This window comes from Hafnia sp. HMSC23F03 (assembly GCF_001816025.1).
Classification (GTDB): domain Bacteria; phylum Pseudomonadota; class Gammaproteobacteria; order Enterobacterales; family Enterobacteriaceae; genus Hafnia; species Hafnia paralvei.
In genome coordinates, this window is sequence record NZ_KV824233.1 from 267474 (window position 1) to 289488 (window position 22015).

At 47.6% G+C, this 22015-nt stretch carries 17 protein-coding genes; 15 read left to right on the plus strand and 2 right to left on the minus strand.

The features are described 5' to 3' along the window. Positions 1-251 precede the first annotated feature (251 nt). The 11 genes from serC (at position 252) to HMPREF3091_RS16130 (ending at position 13746) form a co-directional block, all read left to right on the plus strand. On the plus strand, positions 252-1340 hold the full coding sequence (gene serC, locus HMPREF3091_RS16080) for a 3-phosphoserine/phosphohydroxythreonine transaminase (RefSeq protein WP_070717035.1): 1089 nt from the start codon (positions 252-254) through the stop codon (positions 1338-1340). Positions 1341-1498: 158 nt separating this feature from the next. Continuing rightward, the gene (gene aroA, locus HMPREF3091_RS16085; protein ID WP_070717193.1) at positions 1499-2776 is read left to right on the plus strand and encodes a 3-phosphoshikimate 1-carboxyvinyltransferase; all 1278 of its coding nucleotides are present in this window, start codon (positions 1499-1501) and stop codon (positions 2774-2776) included. 368 nt (positions 2777-3144) lie between these two features. Then, the gene (gene cmk / locus HMPREF3091_RS16090; protein WP_004095749.1) at positions 3145-3834 is read left to right on the plus strand and encodes a (d)CMP kinase; all 690 of its coding nucleotides are present in this window, start codon (positions 3145-3147) and stop codon (positions 3832-3834) included. Positions 3835-4055: 221 nt separating this feature from the next. Next, positions 4056-5735, plus strand: coding sequence for a 30S ribosomal protein S1 (gene rpsA / locus HMPREF3091_RS16095; RefSeq protein ID WP_004095747.1), 1680 nt, complete (start codon positions 4056-4058; stop codon positions 5733-5735). 85 nt (positions 5736-5820) lie between these two features. After that, entirely contained in the window at positions 5821-6105 is a 285-nt protein-coding gene (ihfB, locus tag HMPREF3091_RS16100; RefSeq protein WP_004095742.1) for an integration host factor subunit beta, read from the plus strand. Between the two features lie 248 nt (positions 6106-6353). Beyond that, entirely contained in the window at positions 6354-8627 is a 2274-nt protein-coding gene (locus HMPREF3091_RS16105) for a DNA internalization-related competence protein ComEC/Rec2 (protein WP_070717040.1), read from the plus strand. 36 nt (positions 8628-8663) lie between these two features. Continuing rightward, positions 8664-10412, plus strand: coding sequence for a lipid A ABC transporter ATP-binding protein/permease MsbA (msbA, locus tag HMPREF3091_RS16110; protein WP_004095737.1), 1749 nt, complete (start codon positions 8664-8666; stop codon positions 10410-10412). Then, a complete protein-coding gene (gene lpxK, locus HMPREF3091_RS16115) occupies positions 10409-11395 on the plus strand; it encodes a tetraacyldisaccharide 4'-kinase (RefSeq protein WP_070717044.1) in 987 nt (328 codons plus the stop codon). Before msbA ends, lpxK begins: the two co-directional genes overlap by 4 nt. A 314-nt stretch (positions 11396-11709) precedes the next feature. After that, complete coding sequence (locus tag HMPREF3091_RS16120) at positions 11710-11919, plus strand: transcription antiterminator/RNA stability regulator CspE (RefSeq protein WP_004095733.1); 210 nt, start codon at positions 11710-11712, stop codon at positions 11917-11919. A gap of 230 nt (positions 11920-12149) precedes the next feature. Beyond that, positions 12150-12359 (plus strand): cold-shock protein, encoded by a 210-nt coding sequence (locus tag HMPREF3091_RS16125; RefSeq protein WP_004095731.1) that lies wholly within the window; start codon positions 12150-12152, stop codon positions 12357-12359. Between the two features lie 139 nt (positions 12360-12498). Further along, positions 12499-13746 carry a winged helix-turn-helix domain-containing protein gene (locus tag HMPREF3091_RS16130; protein WP_070717049.1) on the plus strand — a complete coding sequence of 416 codons (1248 nt, stop codon included), beginning with the start codon at positions 12499-12501 and terminating at the stop codon, positions 13744-13746. A gap of 262 nt (positions 13747-14008) precedes the next feature. On the opposite strand, the gene HMPREF3091_RS16135 is transcribed toward HMPREF3091_RS16130, so the two are convergent. Both HMPREF3091_RS16135 and HMPREF3091_RS16140 read right to left on the minus strand, forming a co-directional pair. After that, on the minus strand, positions 14009-14467 hold the full coding sequence (locus tag HMPREF3091_RS16135) for a (2Fe-2S)-binding protein (protein ID WP_004095729.1): 459 nt from the start codon (positions 14465-14467) through the stop codon (positions 14009-14011). Positions 14468-14476: 9 nt separating this feature from the next. Further along, on the minus strand, positions 14477-17701 hold the full coding sequence (locus HMPREF3091_RS16140) for a molybdopterin cofactor-binding domain-containing protein (RefSeq protein WP_070717051.1): 3225 nt from the start codon (positions 17699-17701) through the stop codon (positions 14477-14479). A gap of 445 nt (positions 17702-18146) precedes the next feature. Between HMPREF3091_RS16140 and HMPREF3091_RS22270 the strand changes: the two genes are divergently transcribed. The 4 genes from HMPREF3091_RS22270 (at position 18147) to HMPREF3091_RS16155 (ending at position 21995) form a co-directional block, all read left to right on the plus strand. Next, the gene (locus HMPREF3091_RS22270; protein WP_008813014.1) at positions 18147-18323 is read left to right on the plus strand and encodes a Trm112 family protein; all 177 of its coding nucleotides are present in this window, start codon (positions 18147-18149) and stop codon (positions 18321-18323) included. A gap of 4 nt (positions 18324-18327) precedes the next feature. Beyond that, positions 18328-19083 carry a 3-deoxy-manno-octulosonate cytidylyltransferase gene (gene kdsB, locus HMPREF3091_RS16145; protein ID WP_035504140.1) on the plus strand — a complete coding sequence of 252 codons (756 nt, stop codon included), beginning with the start codon at positions 18328-18330 and terminating at the stop codon, positions 19081-19083. A gap of 154 nt (positions 19084-19237) precedes the next feature. Next, positions 19238-20131, plus strand: a complete 894-nt coding sequence (locus HMPREF3091_RS16150; RefSeq protein WP_172635552.1) for a YcbJ family phosphotransferase — start codon at positions 19238-19240, stop codon at positions 20129-20131. Between the two features lie 448 nt (positions 20132-20579). Further along, complete coding sequence (locus HMPREF3091_RS16155; protein ID WP_070717053.1) at positions 20580-21995, plus strand: nucleobase:cation symporter-2 family protein; 1416 nt, start codon at positions 20580-20582, stop codon at positions 21993-21995. Positions 21996-22015 lie beyond the last annotated feature (20 nt).

Here is a 22015-nt window from a genome sequence, read left to right on the forward strand (position 1 = left end):
CAATATCCCTGCATGGTCTGGTGATACTTTGTTGATCTGATTGGGGACAGCTACCGATAACCATTGCAGGCGGGGCTGCTGAATGATAAAACCGAAGAATAAAGTAAATTGGTTGTGAATAAATTACATATCAATTTCTGCACATTAACCTCGGCAGAGCGTCGGTGGCCTAGCGTCATTGCCTGTATGAGCAGAGTTTGAGTGAACAAGAAACATTGTCTAATAAACATAGCGAAGAGCGGTGAGGGGAAATGACACAGGTGTACAATTTTAGTGCTGGCCCAGCAATGTTGCCAGTAGAGGTATTGCGTCGTGCAGAACAAGAGCTGTGTAACTGGAATGGCTTAGGCACTTCGGTCATGGAAATCAGCCACCGCGGAAAAGAGTTTATGCAGGTCGCCGCACAAGCCGAGCAGGATTTACGCTCCTTGATGAAAGTGCCTGATAACTACAAGGTGTTGTTCTGCCACGGTGGCGCTCGTGCGCAGTTCGCGGCGGTTCCTCTAAACCTGTTGGGCGATAAAACCTCTGCTGATTATATGGATGGTGGCTATTGGGCACACAGCGCCGTCAAAGAAGCGCAAAAATATTGCACGCCACATGTGTTTGATATCACGACCACCGATGCTCAAGGCCTACAGGCAATCAAACCGATGCGTGAGTGGGTTTTGCAAGATGACTCCGCCTACGTCCATTATTGCCCGAACGAAACCATTGATGGGATTGCTATTGATGAAGAGCCAGATTTTGGCGATAAAATCGTCGTTGCCGATCTCTCATCGACGATTCTTTCTCGCCCAATCGACGTTAGCCGCTATGGTGTGATCTACGCTGGCGCACAGAAAAACATCGGCCCTGCGGGGATCACGGTGGTGATTGTGCGTGAGGACCTACTTGGCAAAGCGCGCAAAGAACTGCCTTCTATCCTCGATTACACCGTTTTAGCTGAAAACGACTCTATGTTTAACACGCCTCCTACTTTTGCATGGTATCTCTCCGGCATGGTATTCAAGTGGCTGAAAGAGCAGGGTGGGCTAGTTGAAATGGAAAAACGCAACAAAGCGAAAGCCGACCTTTTGTACAGCGCTATCGACCGCAGCGACTTTTATCGCAACGGCGTGGCACCTCAGAACCGTTCACGTATGAATGTGCCGTTCCAGATGGCTAATCCCGCGTTGGACCCGTTGTTCTTGCAAGAAGCGAAAGCAATTGGTCTTCAGGCATTGAAAGGCCATCGCGTGGCGGGCGGTATGCGAGCATCCATTTATAATGCGATGCCAATTGAAGGCGTTAAGGCATTAACCGATTTCATGGCTGATTTTGAACGTCGTCATGGTTAATTTACGCTGAATTGATTGCAAACCCCGGCGAGCCGGGGTTTTTTATTACAGTCCAAGAAAGATGACAGCTGTCACGAAAAACGGTACAACAGTGTAATGATTTATTTGCAGCGATGGGGCTCGCTGCATTAACTGAATATTTGGAGTGATTTTTTATGCTGGATTCCCTGACTTTACAACCTATTGAACACTTTTCTGGTGAGATAAATTTACCCGGTTCTAAAAGCGTTTCGAACCGAGCTCTGCTATTGGCAGCGTTGGCAAGTGGAACGACTTGTTTACATAACTTGTTGGATAGCGATGATGTGCGTCATATGTTGACCGCACTCAAACAGCTGGGAATTCATTTCCAGCTGTCAGACAACCATACCCGTTGTGAAATCACAGGAAACGGCGGTGCTTTACAGGCTCATAGCCCGCTAGAGCTATTTTTAGGCAATGCAGGAACGGCGATGCGTCCGCTGGCTGCGGCGCTATGCCTCGGTGATAGCGACATTATTCTCACCGGCGAGCCAAGAATGAAAGAGCGCCCGATTGGGCACTTAGTGGATGCATTACGCCAAGGTGGGGCGCAGATCGACTATCTCGAGCAGGAAAACTATCCCCCACTGCGTTTGCGCGGTGGCTATACCGGCGGCGATGTTGAGGTGGACGGTTCCGTTTCCAGCCAGTTTTTGACAGCTTTGCTGATGATGGCTCCTCTCGCGCAGCATGACACCGTTATCTCAATTAAAGGCGACCTTGTTTCTAAGCCTTATATCGATATTACGTTGGCGTTGATGAAAACGTTTGGCGTTAGCGTCGAAAACGAAAATTATCAGTCATTCCGCATTGCTGGTGGTCAGGGATATGTTTCTCCAGGGGATTATCTGGTGGAAGGTGATGCATCGTCTGCGTCCTATTTCCTCGCTGCCGCCGCAATTAAAGGTGGTACTGTTCGTGTGACTGGCATCGGTAAAAACAGCGTGCAGGGTGATATTCGCTTTGCCGACGTGCTAGAAAAAATGGGTGCGAAAATAACGTGGGGCGATGATTTCATAGAATGTACCCGCGGTGAACTGCACGGTATTGATATGGATATGAACCATATTCCTGATGCGGCAATGACGATCGCGACAACGGCGCTGTTTGCCGATGCGCCAACCACTATCCGCAACATCTATAACTGGCGCGTGAAGGAAACCGATCGCTTGTCAGCCATGGCGACTGAACTACGTAAAGTTGGCGCTGAGGTGGAAGAAGGAGAAGATTACATTCGTGTGGTTCCGCCTGTGCATCTAAAGGCGGCGGAAATTGGCACCTATAACGATCACCGTATGGCGATGTGTTTTTCTCTGGTTGCGCTGTCGGATACGCCCGTAACGATTTTAGATCCTAAGTGCACGGCGAAAACATTCCCTGATTATTTCCAGCAGTTTGAACGTTTAAGTCGTTAGTACTAATCCGAAAATCAGGCCTGCGCTATGCGGGCCTCTTCCATTTCAAACCAAGGCTAAATCGATCCATTTTGTGTACGCAACCGATTAGTCGGAATGAATTGCGCCCCACCTCGCGGCTTTCGCCTAAACTATTCAGATCTATGTATGTCTATGACTGGGAGTTTTTCCAGCAACCAGCACTGCTTGGGGTAACAGTAAAGCGCTGATAAGCGTATAATGCGCGCCGTTCGATGTGAGCGTGTTCCGCTATGGTCAATGCGATCATTTGATGTCGACCTGATGGTCGTCGAGTCATAGCAGAACATACCCAAGTCTTCATAGATCATGTCTACGTGGACAGATGTTTCCCCAGAAAGGAGAGAAAAATGACGGCAATAGCTCCGGTAATTACCGTTGACGGGCCGAGCGGTGCGGGTAAAGGGACGTTGTGTAAGGCGTTAGCTGAATCTTTGGGATGGTGTCTTTTAGACTCCGGCGCGATTTATCGCGTGCTTGCCCTGGCTGCGTTGCATCATCAAGTTGATATCACGTCCGAGGAGGCTTTGGTGCCATTAGCCGCTCACCTCGACGTGCGTTTTGTGGCACAGAATGGTCAGTTGCAGGTTATTCTGGAAGGCGAGGACGTCAGTAATGAAATTCGCACTGAATCCGTAGGAAGCACGGCGTCTCAGGCTGCGGCTTTCCCGCGCGTCAGAGAGGCTTTATTGCGCCGCCAACGTGCGTTCCGTGAGTTCCCAGGACTTATTGCGGACGGTCGCGATATGGGAACCGTGGTTTTCCCAGATGCACCCGTGAAAATTTTCCTTGATGCCAGCTCTGAAGAACGTGCTCGCCGCCGCATGCTTCAGTTGCAGGAGAAGGGGTTTAGTGTTAACTTTGACCGCCTTTTGGACGAGATAAAAGAACGCGACTATCGCGATCGTAATCGTGCCGTGGCTCCGCTTGTTCCTGCGCAGGATGCGCTGATGCTGGATTCAACCCAGATGTCTATTGAGCAAGTGATTGAAAAAGCATTGGCTTATGCCAAGCAGACATTACAACTTCCTGCTGAGTAAAGCGGGAGGTCGAGCTTACCGATAAGGATAAGCCGATAGCCATAATGTTAAACTACATTATGGCTATTGTTGTTATTGATAAATTTGTTCAGCTAATATTGCTGAACGATGTATAATATTACCCTCCCTGCCGCTATGGATTGTCGCGGGGCATGTTAAACAACCCCATCTAGCAGGATGCCTGATGGACGTTAAAATAAAGAACCCTGAAGATTATCAATATGACTGAATCTTTTGCTCAACTCTTTGAAGAATCCTTAAAAACAATCGAAACCCGCCCGGGTTCCATCGTTCGTGGCGTTGTTGTTGCTATCGACAAAGATATCGTACTGGTTGACGCTGGTCTGAAATCTGAGTCTGCAATCCCAGCAGAACAATTCAAAAACGCACAGGGCGAACTGGAAATTCAGGTAGGCGACGAAGTTGATGTTGCTCTGGATGCAGTTGAAGACGGCTTCGGTGAAACTCAGCTGTCCCGTGAGAAAGCTAAGCGTCATGAAGCTTGGATCACGTTGGAAAAAGCTTACGAAGAAGCTGCAACTGTTACCGGTGTTATCAACGGTAAAGTTAAGGGTGGCTTCACTGTAGAGCTGAACGGTATCCGTGCATTCCTGCCAGGTTCTCTGGTAGACGTTCGTCCGGTACGTGACACTCTGCACCTCGAAGGCAAAGAGCTTGAGTTTAAAGTCATTAAGCTGGACCAGAAACGCAACAACGTTGTTGTTTCTCGTCGTGCCGTTATCGAATCTGAGAACAGCGCAGAACGCGATCAGCTGCTGGAAAACCTGCAAGAAGGTATGGAAGTTAAGGGTATCGTTAAGAACCTGACTGACTACGGCGCATTCGTTGATCTGGGCGGTGTTGACGGCCTGCTGCACATCACTGATATGGCTTGGAAACGCGTTAAGCACCCAAGCGAGATCGTGAATGTTGGCGACGAAATCACTGTTAAAGTGCTGAAGTTCGACCGCGAACGTACTCGTGTATCTCTGGGCCTGAAACAGCTGGGCGAAGATCCATGGGTTGCTATCGCTAAGCGTTATCCAGAAGGTACCAAACTGACTGGTCGCGTGACTAACCTGACTGATTACGGCTGCTTCGTAGAAATCGAAGAAGGCGTTGAAGGTCTGGTTCACGTTTCCGAAATGGATTGGACCAACAAAAACATCCACCCATCCAAAGTTGTTAACGTTGGTGATGTTGTGGAAGTTATGGTTCTGGATATCGACGAAGAACGTCGTCGTATCTCCCTGGGTCTGAAGCAGTGCAAATCTAACCCATGGCAGCTGTTCGCAGAAACCCACAACAAGGGCGACCGCGTTGAAGGTAAAATCAAGTCAATCACTGACTTCGGTATCTTCATCGGCCTGGACGGTGGCATCGATGGCCTGGTTCACCTGTCTGACATCTCCTGGAACGTTGCAGGCGAAGAAGCAGTTCGTGAATACAAGAAAGGCGACGAAATCGCAGCAGTTGTTCTGCAGGTTGATGCAGAGCGCGAGCGTATCTCCCTTGGTGTTAAACAACTGGCAGAAGATCCATTCAACAACTACATCTCTATGAATAAGAAAGGTGTAATTGTTACTGGTAAAGTCACTGCAGTTGACGCTAAAGGTGCTACAGTTGAATTAGCTGATGGCGTAGAAGGCTATCTGCGTGCTTCTGAAGCTTCCCGTGACCGCGTTGAAGATGCCACTCTGGTTCTGAACGTAGGCGACGAAGTTGAAGCTAAATTCACTGGCGTAGACCGCAAGAATCGCGTTGTAAGCCTGTCTGTTCGTGCTAAAGACGAAGCTGATGAGAAAGATGCAATCGCAACTGTTAACAGCAACAAACAGGAAGATGCACCAAACTTCTCTAACGCTATGGCTGAAGCATTCAAAGCGGCTAAAGGCGAATAATGATGAGGGCGGTTTCGGCCGCCCTGTAACGGTAGTTAAGCTGCAAAGTGCGTTCCCCAATGAGGGGAAATAGCTTGGAGGAAATATGACCAAGTCCGAACTTATTGAAAGACTTGCTAGCCAGCAACCACATCTGCCTGCGAAGGCCGTTGAGGATGCAGTGAAAGAAATGCTTGAGCATATGGCAACAACGCTTGCTGACGGTGAACGCATTGAGATCCGTGGATTCGGCAGTTTTTCACTTCACTACCGTGCGCCCCGCGTCGGTCGTAATCCTAAAACGGGAGATAAAGTGGAACTGGAAGGTAAATACGTTCCCCACTTTAAACCTGGTAAAGAACTACGTGACCGGGCGAACATCTACGCTTAAGCAGTTTGCTTAAAGTCTAAAACGGCACCTTCGGGTGCCGTTTTCATATCTAAAGTTTACCTATCGATATTCCACTTCGTGATGCGTTTTTTTGACACTCTTTTGCGAAGCGTTTCGCAATAAAAAACCGATATCATCCGTGTTGCTACCGTTCTTTGCAGTCACTTTCGCATCGATTAGCGCTGCCCATTTCGCTTTTGTTTGATTGAGGCAAGATGCTTATTCGTTAGCGCAGTGAAGGAACACAGATGCGAATTACTCTTGATGAAAGCCTTCAGTACCTCGCTTTTGGCTGCGTATCCCTGATGTTTCTTCCCTCGATACCCGCATGGCCCTTGGCCTATGGCATGTTACCCGTGGCAGTGATTATCGTATTTCATCACTCGGCTATGGTGCTTAAGGCTGCGCTTATCATGTTAGGCGTGGTGTGGGGGATTAGCTGCGCACAACGTGTATTGGAGCCTCTGCAATATCCCATCAACCACGCTGCAAATTATACAGGTGAAGTTATTAGCGTGGCTTTGGATAGCGTATCGCTACAGGAGAAAGTGGTGTTTCGTGTTGCAGCGATAAATGGCACATCGATAAGGCATGAATTTGATACCACGCTGTTTTGGGACTCTGTGCATAGTCCTTTTTGCTCAGGTCAACGTTGGTCGTTGATCGCCAATCTGCGGCCTGTACATGGGCGGTTGAATCAAGGTGGCTATGATGCTCAGCGAAATTCGGTGAGCCATCATATTGTGCTGCAGGGCGCGCCAACGGCCTATGAAAAGCTCTCGAACGAATGCAGTTGGCGGCAAAAGATGATAAGCCAAACGCTTTCGGTTGTGCCTGATACACCCTCGAAGTCAATCATCATCGCCCTAGCTTTCGGTGAACGGGCATTGCTTACAGATAGTCAGAATTCGCTTTTCCGCATGAGCGGCTTATCTCATTTATTAGCTATCTCTGGATTACATATTGCTTTGGCGGCGATGCTGGGATGGTACGGGGCTCGCGCTCTGCAATTGTGTTTCCCGCTACGCTGGATCCATCCCTATTTTCCGTTGTTTATGATGGTTAGTGTGGGCTGGACCTATGTTTGGCTGGCTGGTGCTAATCCTCCAGCGGTAAGAGTAGGGGTAGCAATGGCGATCATTGCGGGCTACCGCTGCTTTGGACGGTTTATATCACCAAGAAAATCCCTCTTCAACGTGGTGTGCCTGATGGTGGTGTGTGAGCCATTGCTGCTCTTATCAGACAGTTTTTGGTTATCTGTGATTGCTGTGACTAGCTTATTGTTTTGGTATTGGTTTGCCCCGTTACCGGCACGTTTTGCGATCGCCAAAAGGTATATTGGGCTAAGATTGCTGCATTTGCAGTTGGGTATTGCTCTGTGTTTGATGCCTGTACAAATTTACCTATTTCACGGCATTAGCGGTGGTGCTCTGTGGGCTAATTTTATCGCTGTACCTCTAGTTACCTACCTTGTTGTGCCGATGATATTACTAGGGCTTGTCACGCTCTGGGCAGCCGATCCTTTTGGTGCTTGGTATGTGGCTGGTTTTTTGCTTGAGAGAATGCAGTGGTTGTTGGCTCATCTACCGACGTTGTGGGTTGATATGAGTGAGCGTGACATCTGGATTAGCCTGAGTGTGCTAATGCTATTTATAGCGGTGCGTTCTTTTTCTAAGCGCGGCTTACTGTTATGGGGGCTGGTTCAGATCAGCGTGTTTCTGGCTTTTGTTAGTATGCAAAAGACGAGTGAAGATGAATGGCGCGTTCATATGTTCGATGTCGGTCATGGGCTATCGATAGCGATTGAACGGCAGGGAAGAGCTCTTTTATACGATACGGGAAATAAGTGGGAAGGGGGAGATGTAGCCAGCAGTGAAATTATTCCTTACCTGCGCTGGCACGGGCTCGCACTGGACGGAATCATTATTAGCCACAGCGATTCTGACCACAGCGGGGGGAGGGCATCGTTACATAAAGCCTTTCCATCCGCGTGGATCCGTAGTCCTGATTTCAACGATTTTGCCTGCTACATAGGCAGTCGTTGGCAATGGCAAGGTATTAATTTTACTGTTCTGTGGCCGCCCCGAGCTATTTCTGAGCCTAAGAATAATGACTCTTGTGTTATTTTGGTTGAGAGAAGAGGACGTAAACTTTTACTGACGGGGGATATAGAAAAAGAAGCAGAGATGAAGATAGTCCAACGTTGGAGAGAACGGCTTGTCGCGGATGTTTTACAAGTTCCTCACCATGGAAGTAATACCTCTTCGAGCAGTTTACTGCTGCGAACGATAAAGCCAGAAAATGCGTTGAGTTCATCTGCTCGCTATTCACCATGGCACTTTCCGTCACCTAAAGTTGTTGAGCGTTATAGACGCCAACAGGTTAAATGGCATGATACCGCTCACTCTGGTGAGGTCATTATGACTGCAAAACCATCAGGATGGCGAATAAGTGAGCTAAAAACACAATTAAATCCACGTTGGTATCACGGTTGGTTTGGCGTAAGAGGACATAATGAGTAAAATGATCCGCTATTTCTTCCAAAGCTGGTTAACTAAATGCTGAATGACAAAGATCTTTCGACCTGGCAAACATTTCGTCGCTTATGGCCATCGATCTCTCCTTTCAAGGCAGGCCTAATTGTTGCGTCGATTGCTCTGGTAATTAACGCGGGTAGTGATGCCTACATGCTCTCCTTGTTAAAGCCATTATTGGATGATGGTTTTGGCAAGACAGGGACCGATATTCTGAAATGGATGCCATTCGTCGTTATTGGATTGATGATTGTCCGTGGGATTTCCAGTTTCATCTCCAGCTATTGTGTCTCTTGGGTGGCTGGCAAAGTGGTGATGAATATGCGTCGCCGCTTATTCAGCCATATGATGGGGATGCCGGTTTCATTCTTTGACCAACAGTCCACGGGTACGCTGCTATCGCGCATCACCTATGACTCAGAACAGGTGGCCTCTTCGTCTTCGGATGCTTTGATCACTGTTGTGCGTGAAGGTGCTTCCATCATTGCGCTGTTCTGCATGATGTTTTACTACAGCTGGCAGCTGTCACTCATTCTTATCGTGATTGCCCCAGTGGTTTCAATTGCCATTCGTATGGTGTCGAAGCGCTTCCGCAATATTAGTAAGAATATGCAGAACACCATGGGTACGCTGACTACCAGCGCGGAACAGATGCTGAAAGGGCACAAAGAGGTGCTGATTTTTGGCGGGCAGAAAGTCGAAAGTAAGCGCTTTGACAAAACCAGTAACTGGATGCGTCAGCAGAATATGAAGATGGTGGCTGCCTCTTCAGTATCAGATCCGGTTATCCAATTAATCGCCTCTTTTGCTTTGGCATTCGTTCTTTATGCTGCCAGTGTTCCGTCAGTGATGGAAACGCTAACCGCGGGTACTATCACGGTTGTGTTCTCCTCCATGATTGCGTTGATGCGTCCACTGAAATCATTGACTAACGTGAATGCCAAATTCCAGCGCGGTATGGCTGCTTGTCAAACGCTGTTTGCAATTTTGGATCTTGAGCAAGAAAAAGATACCGGCAAGCTGGAAGTTGAGCGTGCGAAGGGCGACGTGGAGTTTCGTAACGTCACCTTTAGCTATAACGGTAAAGGTGCACCTGCGCTTAAGAACGTTAGTTTCAAAATTCCTGCTAACAAAACCGTCGCTTTAGTTGGGCGCTCGGGGTCGGGTAAATCAACCATTGCAAACTTGCTGACGCGCTTTTATGACATCCAAGAAGGTGAGATCCTGCTGGATGGTCATGATTTGCGCGAATATACGCTGAGCTCTTTGCGTAATCAGGTTGGTTTGGTTTCTCAGAATGTCCATTTATTTAACGATACGATTGCAAACAACATTGCCTATGCTCGTAACGAAGTCTATAGCCGCGAGCAGATCGAAGAAGCTGCGCGTATGGCATATGCGATGGACTTTATTGAGAAAATGGAAAATGGTTTGGATACCGTAATTGGTGAAAACGGTGTTCTGCTGTCTGGTGGTCAACGTCAACGTATCGCTATTGCTCGTGCGCTATTGCGTGACAGCCCGGTACTCATCCTTGATGAAGCGACTTCTGCATTGGATACGGAATCCGAACGCGCAATTCAGTCTGCGTTGGATGAACTGCAGAAGAACCGTACTTCACTGGTGATTGCTCACCGTCTTTCTACTATTGAGAAAGCTGATGAGATTATCGTGGTGGAAGACGGCTATATCGCTGAACGCGGTGACCATGCAACGTTGTTGGCGAAGAACGGTGCATATGCACAGTTGCACAGATTGCAGTTCGGGCAATGATTGAGCGCATCTGGTCTGGGCAATCGCCTTTATACCTGCTTCTGCTACCGCTCTCCTGGCTCTATGGCTTGGTGAGCGGTATTCGCCAGTTATGTTATCGTGCAGGTTGGTTAAAAAGCTGGAAAGCACCGTGTCCTGTGGTTGTAGTGGGAAACCTCACTGCGGGAGGGAATGGTAAAACACCCGTTGTGATCTGGCTGGTTGAGCAATTACAAGCGAAGGGACTGCGTGTTGGTGTGGTATCACGTGGCTACGGCGGTCGTTCAGAGCACTATCCTCTTTTATTAGATAAAGAAACGTCAACGGCTCAGGCGGGAGACGAACCCGTTCTTATCTATCAACGCACAGGCGCAACGGTGGCCGTTGCACCGAAGCGTAGCGACGCCGTAAAAGCAATTCTTGAACATGCTGCAATAGATGTGATCATTACTGATGATGGCCTACAACATTATGCTTTGGCACGAGACATAGAGCTTGTTGTGGTTGATGGTGTGCGTCGCTTTGGTAACGGCTGGTGGTTGCCTGCAGGGCCAATGCGTGAAAGAGCAGGGCGTTTACGTTCTGTCGATGCGGTTATTACCAATGGTGGGCAGGCTGCTGCGGGTGAAATTCCAATGAAGCTTGCTGGTAGCACACTGGTGAATATTCAAACCGGCGAACGCTGTGCCGCTGACTCACTGATGCCCGCAGTCGCAATGGCTGGTATCGGTCATCCTCCTCGTTTTTTTGCTACGTTAAACCAGTTGGGAACAAAGGTGACCGACTGCGTTGCTTTCGCCGATCACCAAGAATATGACGCAGCGGCTTTAAATGCGCTAACGCCAGAAAGTCAGCCACTCATCATGACTGAAAAAGACGCGGTTAAATGCCGTAAATTCGCTCAATCCAACTGGTGGTATTTACCTATTAGCGCTGAGATTCCTTCAGAGCAGGGGAATGAATTGTTAACAAAAATTACTACGCTAGTGTTGAAAAAACATTAGTTATCAATCAGTAATATTTTAGCCTGCTATTTTTTATCTTTGGATGCATATAGTTTTGCGTTTAAATATTTCCGGCACGTCATTTTTTTAAAAGAAAGGCTTGCTCATTATTCGCCTTTATGAGTAAATGTCTTTGGCCTGTGATACAGACCTATTTATGCACGACATGAGATAAAGCAGTTCCTCCTTAAGACGTTATCTTCCGATTCCGCTTGTCAGACGAACCACCTTCTTAGTGCCATCCATAAGTATTGTTTCTGAGCTCGGCCCCTACGCCTTAGGGCAAATTTAATTAAGTTATAAAGGTAATACAAATGACTAAGAAGACTGGTCAAGTAAAATGGTTTAACGAAAGCAAAGGCTTCGGTTTTATCGAACAGCACGATGGCGGCAAAGATGTATTCGTACATTTCTCAGCTATCGCTAGCGAAGGTTTCAAAACTCTGGCTGAAGGCCAGCGTGTAGAATACACCATTCAGGACAGCCCGCGCGGGCCGGCTGCTGCGAATGTTGTTGCTCTGTAAGATTACAGAGAACTTGTTTTGATACTGAACTGATCGTTATCGCAGTGGGTTAGCACCAAGGGTGTTAGCAACATTCTGCGGAGTCAGTAACAAGACCAAAAAGCCCGCCATCGGCGGGCTTTTGTTTTTAATAATCCGCTCGAAGAGGTTCTTAACGATAACTTGAATATGAGCTACACATCCTAATCTGAACTAGAATTTAGAGGGATGTAAATATAAGGTAAAAAAATATGACACTAAAAATGGGTCTAGTAAAATGGTACAGCCAATCTGAAGGTTTCGGCATTATCTCTCCACTCGACGGTGGTAATGATATTTATGTTAATCGTTCAGGCATTGCAAATTCACGCAAAAAATTACTGACAGAAGGTCAGCGCGTTGAATTCTCAACTTACCTAGGTAGCCGCGGTCTCACCGCAGAAGACGTCATCGCCTACTGATGACAGCGTATCAGCCAGCGTTATTCCCTACACATCTTCACGCTGGCTGAACTGTACTTCTTTCCTCTTGCTGCGACTTCAATCCCTTCGCGTATAATCATCTTTCCGGTTCTCTCGGTATGAGGTTCGTCTGGTTACGATGTCCGAATTATCTTTATCTCTAAACGCACTCCGAAACTTGCATCTCTATGCTCAGGGGCTAGCCGAGCCATATCAACGCAAAGCGACTGCGAGTGATGTTGTCGACTGTATACGCCAAATGAGCCTGTTGCAGATTGATACGATTAACGTTGTGGCGCGGAGCCCTTATCTGGTCCTGTTTTCCCGTCTAGGCGAATACCAGAACCATTGGTTGGATGATGCGCTGCGCAATGGCGAAATCTTTGAGTACTGGGCGCATGAAGCCTGCTTTATTCCTCGGGAAGACTACTCTCTTGTGCGGCCACAGATGTTGGCGCCTGAAAATATGGGGTGGAAATACTCGAAAGAGTGGCACGATGAACATCGGCAGGCCATTGACGCGCTTTTGGTTCACATTCGTCAATACGGGCCGGTGAAGGCGGCGGATTTTAACGTCCGTAATAAAAAGACCAGCGGATGGTGGGAGTGGAAACCAGAAAAACGCCATTTGGAGACGCTATTTTCGTGCGGTGAACTGATGGTAAAAGCACGTGAGAATTTCCATCGTATTTACGATTTAGCGGAGCGAGTCATTCCTGATTGGAATGATGAGATGCATTACATTAGCCCAGAGCATGCGCGGCAAAGAATGATCATCAACAGCGCTCGTAGTTTAGGCGTGTTTAAGGCTCAGTGGTTACCCGATTACTATCGGCTGAAAAAAATTGATATTAAATCGATGATTGCGCAGATGCTGGATCGTCAGGAAATCACGCCGGTTTTGCTGGCAGGAACTCAAGAGCGCTACTACGTACACCATAGTCTCCATTCTCTATTAGAAAAAGCACGGGGAGAGGCGCTAATCTCGACTCACACCACCTTACTTTCTCCTTTTGATCCTGTGGTTTGGGATCGCCGACGAGCGCTTGAGCTGTTTAATTTTGACTATCGCCTCGAATGTTATACGCCAGAAGCTAAAAGAAACTTTGGCTATTTCTCCCTACCGATATTACAGCAGGGGGCTTTGGTGGGCCGAGTTGATGCTAAAGTGCATCGCAAAGAGAATGTATTAGAGCTCAAGTCCTGCTATCAGGAAACTGACATAAAATTTAGTGATAAGAAGTTGGATGAACTAAAGAAATCAATCAGCCGATTTGCGGCATGGCAACAGGCTACGCAGGTTGTTGTCCGGAATCAGCCAGAGAGCTGGCGTCGCTATTGGGGAGAAGGCTGGCGATTAGGCATCGTTGAAGGTGAAAATGGATAGGATGCCAAAAGGGCAATGACTCTGTCATTGCCCTTTAGCCAATCAGTTACTGAAATTGGCGAACATCGCGATGATTTTATTCAGCAGTTTCATATGTGTCTTACTTTCTAATTTTGCAGGATTGTGTGATATACATCACATTTACTAATTTACTCCTCTGTAAATTCAACTGCAACATGTTTTGTGAATGAGTTTTTAATGTTAATTAAATGAAAAAAATCGGCACGAGGCCGATTTTTCTTGGGTGAGCAAAGTGGAGGGCTTACTCTTTCAGTGCAGCATGAATCGACTGGATGATAGGCTGGTAGCCGGTGCAGCGGCAGATATTCCCCTCCAGTGCGTCCATAAGCTGTTCGTCACTGGGTTTAGGATGTTTGGCCAGAAGTGCCGAAGTGCTCATTAAAACACCGGGTGTACAAAAACCACATTGCACACCACCATGTTCAACAAAGGCATTTTGCAGTTTTTTTGCCATTGGATCGTTGCTGAGCCCTTCCAACGTGGTAATTTCAGCGCCATCGCACTGTTCAGCCAAGACGAGGCAAGAGCAAACGGCGTTACCATCCATAATGACGGTGCATGCCCCGCACTCACCGACAGCACAACCTTCTTTCGTTGCGGTAAGGCTTAATTTATCTCTCACAAAATCTAGCAGGCGCATTTGCCCAGTGACCTGAGCATCAATCAGTTTGCCATTGACCTTTACTTTAATATTGCTCATCACACACTCCTAAGCTTGCTCTGATTGATATAGCGATGCTTGCGCTTCCATCATCATGTCGCGGAACATACTAATAAATACTGGCTGCTTATAGGCGGCAGACCAGCGTTTTCCGATGGCTGCATAGATCAGTTTTTCTAGCTGTTGGCTGGCGGCGTCGATAGTTTCCAACGTCAAATGATGACCGAGCAGGCAGCGCTCTATATCCAGTAATCGCTGTGGTTTGCTAAACAACGCCCCGTCAACCAAACGGCAGTAGTTCAAAACGCCGGTAGGGTCGCAGGCGATTAAGCAGGTTAAGCTTTGGCGGGTAATGTTTAGCGCGTTTCGCCGTCCCAACTGGTGATAGAACGCATGTGGCATTGGTTGCGGTGGCGCAGGCAATATCACTTTGGTCATCAGCTCATCAGGTCTACGCTGAGTTTTATATCCAGCCTGAAGAAACTCACACAGAGGCATGCGACGTGTGCTGTCACGAGACTGCAATTCAATTTCCGCATCATAGATAATCGCCGGAGGCAAAGAATCGCCGCAGGGAGCCGCATTAACCATGTTACCGCCGATAGTTGCTCGGTTACGGATTTGATTCGAGCCTACGGTTTTACAGGCTTGGGCTAGCAGCGGGTAGCGAGTTCTAACGATTTCATGCTCAACGATACGGTTAAACGTTGTTGCCGCCCCGATTTCTAAGCAACCGTTGTTTTCGATAATTTGCGTGAGTTCTGATAAGCGTGAAATATCAATCAGATTCATTGGCTTGGTTTGCAAGCGTCCCTGAACAATCACGTCTGTGCCGCCAGCGATAACGCTGACATCGTCCTGAGCCAGCAAGTCTAAGGCCTCGGACAATGTTTTTGGTCGAGTAACGCTGACGTCAGTTAAGCGTAGAACCTGTTTTTTGTTGCTTGTCTCAACCATGAGTTCGCTTTGTCTGGCGGGTTTCTTTAGGTTATAGCCCAATATCACCTGCTCGAGTGTCAGTGGGAGCTTGTTGAAACGTGTCTGTAAGGCGAAACTCAGAGCGTTATTGATGGCTGCAGCAGCCAGCTCTGTTGCTGGCTCTCCGATACCTTTGGCCCCTAGAGGCCCTGCTTGGTCGGGATTCTCGACGCCGATAATGGTGATTTCAGGGATATCTTTGATGGTGGGGAGGAGATAAGTATCGAAGTTTTCAGATTTTACCTGCCCATTCTCAATGTTGAAATCTTCCAGCAGCGCATAACCAAAGCCTTGCGCAATGCCACCGCTGACCTGTCCATTAAAGCCCACAGGATTGATGACATGTCCGACATCATGAGCGGCGGTAACATGGAGTAAATCGGTTTTACCCGTACTCACATTGACGCGGGTTTCTGCAATCTGACAGCCATAAACCCAGGTGAAATAGGGGCTACCAGTGCCTTTTTCTTCATCCCAATGAATCGGTGGTGGAACAAACCAGCCATATTCTGTCAGGCTGACGCTGGCCCATTTAGTTTTGTTTACCGCGGTTTTGAAATCAATAGACTGTGACGGGTCGTGTTTATTGATAATCAAACCGTCTTGCCAAAGAGTATCCGCTAACTCCCGAGTGCCGATCAGTTCACCGACCACGCCGAGAATGCGTTGTTTGATTTTCATGGCGGCATCAAGAATTGCGCCACCGCCGACTAACGTGCCACGTGTCGCTGCCGTTGAACCACCATCGCCGATAACCGACGTAGGAGGCTCGCTGAACATAATTTCTGCCAGCGGCACGCCAAAAGCTTCGGCAGTGATTAACGACATGGTGGTTTGCAGCCCTTGGCCATTTTCAGAAACCGAGGTTGCTATATTGATACTACCGTCTTCGTTGACTTGAACCAGCGCAGTGGACGTATCTACGCCTTCGGCACCGATGGAACAGCCACGGTAGCTGAGGGCTAAACCAATGCCATAGCGGTATAAGCCGCCTTGACGGTTTAGCTCGGCGTAATGTTGACGTTTGTTGTTGAAATCTGCGGCTTCGACGGCGCGATTTAAAACCTCTTGGGCAGAGACTGTGTGCTTATCAAAAACTTGTCCAGTGACTGATGCATCTCCCTGCTGCAGCGCATTAATTTGGCGAATTTCGACTGGTGATATTTGCAGATGCTCAGCAATTTCATCCATCAAGGATTCATTGGCATACACTACCTGAGGGGAACCGAAGCCTCTCATTGCTGAGGTATAGCTGTTATTGGTGTAGACGCCGGTGACGTCAATTCGAACGTTAGGAATCCGATATGGGCCCGCCGCTTGAACCGAGCTACGCCATGTTACAAAGGGCGTTGAGGCTGCATAGCCGCCGCTGTCGGCCAAAATATCAATCTTCATCGCCAGTATTTGGCCATGGTTATTGACACCAACCTTATATTTCATCTTATACGGATGGCGCTTGCAGCTTTCTAGAATGGAATGCTCACGGGTATAACAGAATTTGACGGGTCTACCCGTTAAGGTTGTCAGCAGTGCAGAACGACAGGCAAGGTGATCGATAACGTCATCTTTGCCGCCAAAAGATCCTCCCATCACCGCGCGTTTGATATTGATATGCCCCTGTGGGCACCCCATGAATTTGGCGACAAAACCACGTACACGGTGTGGGTTCTGAATTGAACCGGAGATAATTAAATGGCGTTCGGTAGGATCAAGCCAAGTCAGCACCACTTCCGGCTCAATGTAGGCATGCTCCTGAAAGCCGACTTCGTATTCACGCTCAAGAATGTGTGCTGATGACGCAAAGCCCGCATCGATATCACCTTTGATGGTGTGATGATGCGCCGCAATGTTATTACCGCGTTCTGGGTGAATCAGGCGAGCATCGTCTTTGAGTGCCTGTTCTACGTCAGTAATCGGGGTATAAGGCGTATAGCTAACTTGGATTTTGTCGGCTGCGAGGCAAGCCGCTTCGTATGTCTCTGCCGCGATAACGGCGATGACATCACCGTGAAAAACCACTTCATCTTTAACAATCGGCAGGTAGTCTTTGACGATGACGCCAACCACGGGCTCACCGGGGATATCTTGATAGGTTGCGATCTTGACGACGCCGTCAATGTTGAGGGCTTCCGTAAGATCGATGTGCTCAATTTTCCCCGCGGCGATGTCGGCGTAGCGACAAACGCCATACAGCATGCCGGGGAGTGACATATCGTTACCGTATATGGCTGTTCCTGTGACTTTAGCCAATCCATCAACGCGACGGATTGCCGTTGTGGTGCATGATGCACTCATGAATTTCTCCTTACGTAACGCTATTACGAACCTGTTCTTTAATTCAGGTCATCAGAGATAGCAGTTGTGAAAATAATGAAAAGTGGCGAGTCAGAGGGGGATTCGACGCAATTCATGTCTAATTTCTCTTGATTCAACACTTGTGCCACAACGGGATGGAAGGCTTTTGTCATACTTAATTTGTGATGTCTATCGCATAAAACCGGGGTATGGGTCTGATGCTGGCGTATTTTTTGTACAGATACTGTTTCTGATGTGAGTAGGGCAAAAGGAGAGTAGATAAAATTCTCTTCAGAATGAGAGTCTTGTTTATCGATCTGATAAGTTGTGCCGATCTTTGTTGTTATTTGCCTCTATCATCATACAAGCCGTGATAATTTTGCTGTTGCGAGTTATCCTTAGCACATGCTTTTTCGCTGAGACAAGAACCCGTTTAGGAACAATCATGGATCATCGCTTACTCGAAATTATTGCTTGCCCTGTCTGTAATGGAAAACTCTACTTTAACAAAGAAAATCAAGAGCTAGTCTGTAAAGCCGATCGTTTGGGTTACCCACTACGCGATGGTATTCCAGTGCTGCTGGAGAATGAGGCCCGCTTACTTCCTGTGGATGAGAAATAATCAGATGAGTTTTATTGCTATTATCCCTGCGCGTTATTCCTCAACGCGTTTACCTGGGAAACCTCTCGCGGATATCGGTGGAAAACCGATGGTTGTCCACGTTATGGAAAGAGCGCTGGAGTCTGGTGCTTCACGCGTGATTGTGGCAACTGACCATGCTGACGTTAAACAAGCAGTGGAAGCTGCGGGTGGTGAAGTGTGTATGACACGCGCAGATCATCATTCAGGCACCGAGCGTTTAGCCGAAGTGATTGAGAAATGTGGTTTTGCTGACGATGAGATTATCGTCAATATTCAGGGCGATGAGCCGCTGATTCCACCGTCGATCATTCGTCAGGTAGCTCACAATTTGGCAGGCAGTGACGCGGGGATGGCCACATTGGCGGTGCCTATCACGACGAGTGAAGAAGCTTTTAACCCTAATGCAGTTAAAGTTGTCTGCGACAAAAACGGTTATGCGCTGTATTTCTCTCGGGCGACAATCCCTTGGGATCGCGATCGTTTTGCGGTTTCTCGCGATGAGATTGGTGATACTTTCTTGCGCCATATTGGTATCTACGCTTATCGCGCCGGTTTTATTCGCCGCTATGTAACGTGGGCGCCGAGCAGCCTTGAGCAGATTGAGATGTTAGAGCAACTACGAGTGCTGTGGTATGGCGAAAAAATCCACGTGGATGTTGCTGCGACCGCACCAAGCCCTGGTGTCGATACCATGGAAGATTTAGAGCAGGTTCGCCGTATTTTTGCTGCTGGCAAATAGGCAGATCGTTTCAGTTCTCTATATTCAAAATAAGAGCGTGCAAGAGTGCGCTCTTTTGATCTAGTCGCATACAATACCTTGATAATTCCGCCATGATGATTGGATATATGGCGATAAAAGGTACCGTGAAATGCAGCAAAATCTGTATCACAACATGGATCATTTGAAAGCTGAACTGAGCGTCGTTTTGGGAGAGTCGATAGGGCGTCTAGAGCAAATCAGTGAACAGCCGTACGCTAGCCTTTTTACCCTTTATAATCAACAGGGCACGCCTTTACCTTTAGTCGCTAAAACTTTTCTATGTCAGGGAATTGCTCAGCAGGAGGCTTATAAGCTGTCGATGCTGGCGCGTCAGGGGGATATTCGTTTACCCACGGTTTATGGCGTATTAACCACGCACCAATTTCCTTATAAAGAAGTCCTACTGATTGAACGCCTGCGCGGCGTTTCTGTTGAAGCACCCACTCGAACCCCACAACGATGGCAATGTCTGAAAGAACAGATTGCGGAAGGCATTCTTTCTTGGCACCGCATTGATAGCCATGGCTGTGTAGGTAATGTTGATAGCGTGCAGGAAAATACGTGGCCGCAATGGTATCAGCAGCGTTTGGAAGTGATTTGGTCAACCCTTGGTAATATGCAAACCGCAGAGCTGGGTATTGAAACACGGCGAATTTTATTTCGCAGCAAAGAAAAATTGCCAGAGCTGTTTGCAGGCTTTGATGACAGCTGCGTTTTGGTTCACGGAAATTTAACGCTAAGAAGTATGTTAAAAGATCAGAAAAGCGATCAATTGTTGGCGATGCTTAATCCAGGAATGATGTTGTGGGCCCCGCGTGAATATGATCTCTTTCGTCTGAGTGAAGATGGAATGGCAACGGAGCTTCTCCATACCTATTTACAAAAAGCACCGGTGAGCGATGATTTTATGATGAGGCGGTGGCTCTATGTATTGTGGGAGTCCATTGGACGCTATCTGCATACCGGCGTTGTTGAACGCCCAGTTGTAGATCGCGCCGCACAGCAACTATTGCCTTGGCTTGGCTGATTATTAAAAGTAATCCCTAATCGGCCAGTTGATAACCGGCAAATCAAAAGTGGTTTGCTGGTTAATTATCAATCACTATGAGAGGTGATAATCTGATAATGATACAAACCTCTACCACTTTGATATTTCTTCCTATCAGATAAACTCTTTTTTAAATCTCTATTTTTGTGCTTGCTCGCTATATCTTCTGAAAAGAGCGGTTTTATTTAGCCTCAAGTGTGATTTCCCCCGCAATTATTTCGTTTTTCTTCTCATTAACCCTACAAATAATAAAAGTGCGCATGTTCTGTGCATGGTTGGCATGTGCGCAAAGAATCGATATGTCTACTCAACGCCATCGCTACTTGCGCCATGATATCGCTGTACATCCGTAAATAGGGGAGCGAAGGCTCTCGAATCGTAGCTGGTTAACCTACCCTTTAGCCGAGCCGTAAGGAGCGATGTGTCCATGAGCGTCATAAATCCTAACCTTAAAATAGAGCACAGCAAGATAGAGCCCGTCGTTGATGAAGTGGAACGTAGATTGCCAATTGCGCAGCTTTTTACTTTAGGCCTTCAGCATGTGTTAGTTATGTACGCGGGTGCAGTGGCTGTGCCACTGGTGATTGGCGGCAGCCTCGGATTACCCAAAGAACAAATTGCTTTTCTGATCAGTTCTGACCTCTTCTGTTGTGGCGTTGTCACACTACTACAATGTCTAGGCATTGGCCGTTTTGCAGGGATTCGTTTGCCGGTCATCATGTCTGTAACCTTCGCCGCGGTAACTCCCATGCTGGCGATTGGGGCTGACCCAACCATAGGCCTCACGGGAATATTCGGTGCGACAATCGCCTCGGGAATTATCGCCACATTATTAGTACCTGTGATTGGCCGACTCATGCCTCTATTTCCTACCGTTGTGACCGGCGTCGTCATCACATCTATTGGCATTAGCATTATGCAGGTGGGTATTGATTGGGCTGCGGGAGGGAAAGGGAATCCTGATTACGGCAGCCCAATCTATATCGGGACATCATTACTGGTATTGGTATTTATTCTATTAGTCACCCGTTTTGCTAAAGGTTTCCTATGCAATATTTCGGTATTGCTGGGTATTTTATTTGGGTTTGCCATTGCTTTTATGATGGGGAAAGTCAGTTTTGCCGGGCTTGGCAATGCGGCGTGGTTTGCCCCCATTAAACCTTTTGCGTTTGGCTGGCCAACATTTGAACCCGTCAGCATCATTACATTAACGGTGATTATGTTGATTACCTTTATAGAGTCGATGGGGATGTTCTTAGCGCTAGGCGATATTGTCGGGCGGCCGGCAAAACAGCAAGATATCATTCGGGGTTTACGCGTTGATGGCATCGGTACTGTTATTGGTGGCTTATTTAACAGTTTTCCACATACTTCATTTTCACAAAACGTCGGCTTGGTTAGTGTAACAGGCGTATCTAGCCGTTGGGTATGTGTTATGTCAGGCGGGATATTAATTGTATTCGGGCTGATTCCTAAAATGGCATTGATTGTTGCTTCAATTCCTCAATTTGTATTGGGGGGCGCTGGTATTGTCATGTTTGGTATGGTCTTGGCTACAGGAATACGTATCCTTTCGCGCGCTAATTACAGTACTAACCGTTATAACCTGTACATCGTTGCTATCAGTTTAGGGATTGGCATGATCCCCACGGTTTCCCATGATTTTTTTAGCCAGCTACCTGCGGCAATCCAACCTTTATTGCATAGCGGGATCCTGCTAGCAACCGTATGTGCGGTGAGCCTAAATCTCTATTTCAATGGTTATCATCCTGATAATGAAACTGATGATACAAAAGCGAAAAAAATAACCTTAGCAAAGGCCATTAAAGAAAAAACAGTTTAAACCCGGATGCAGAAAATGGA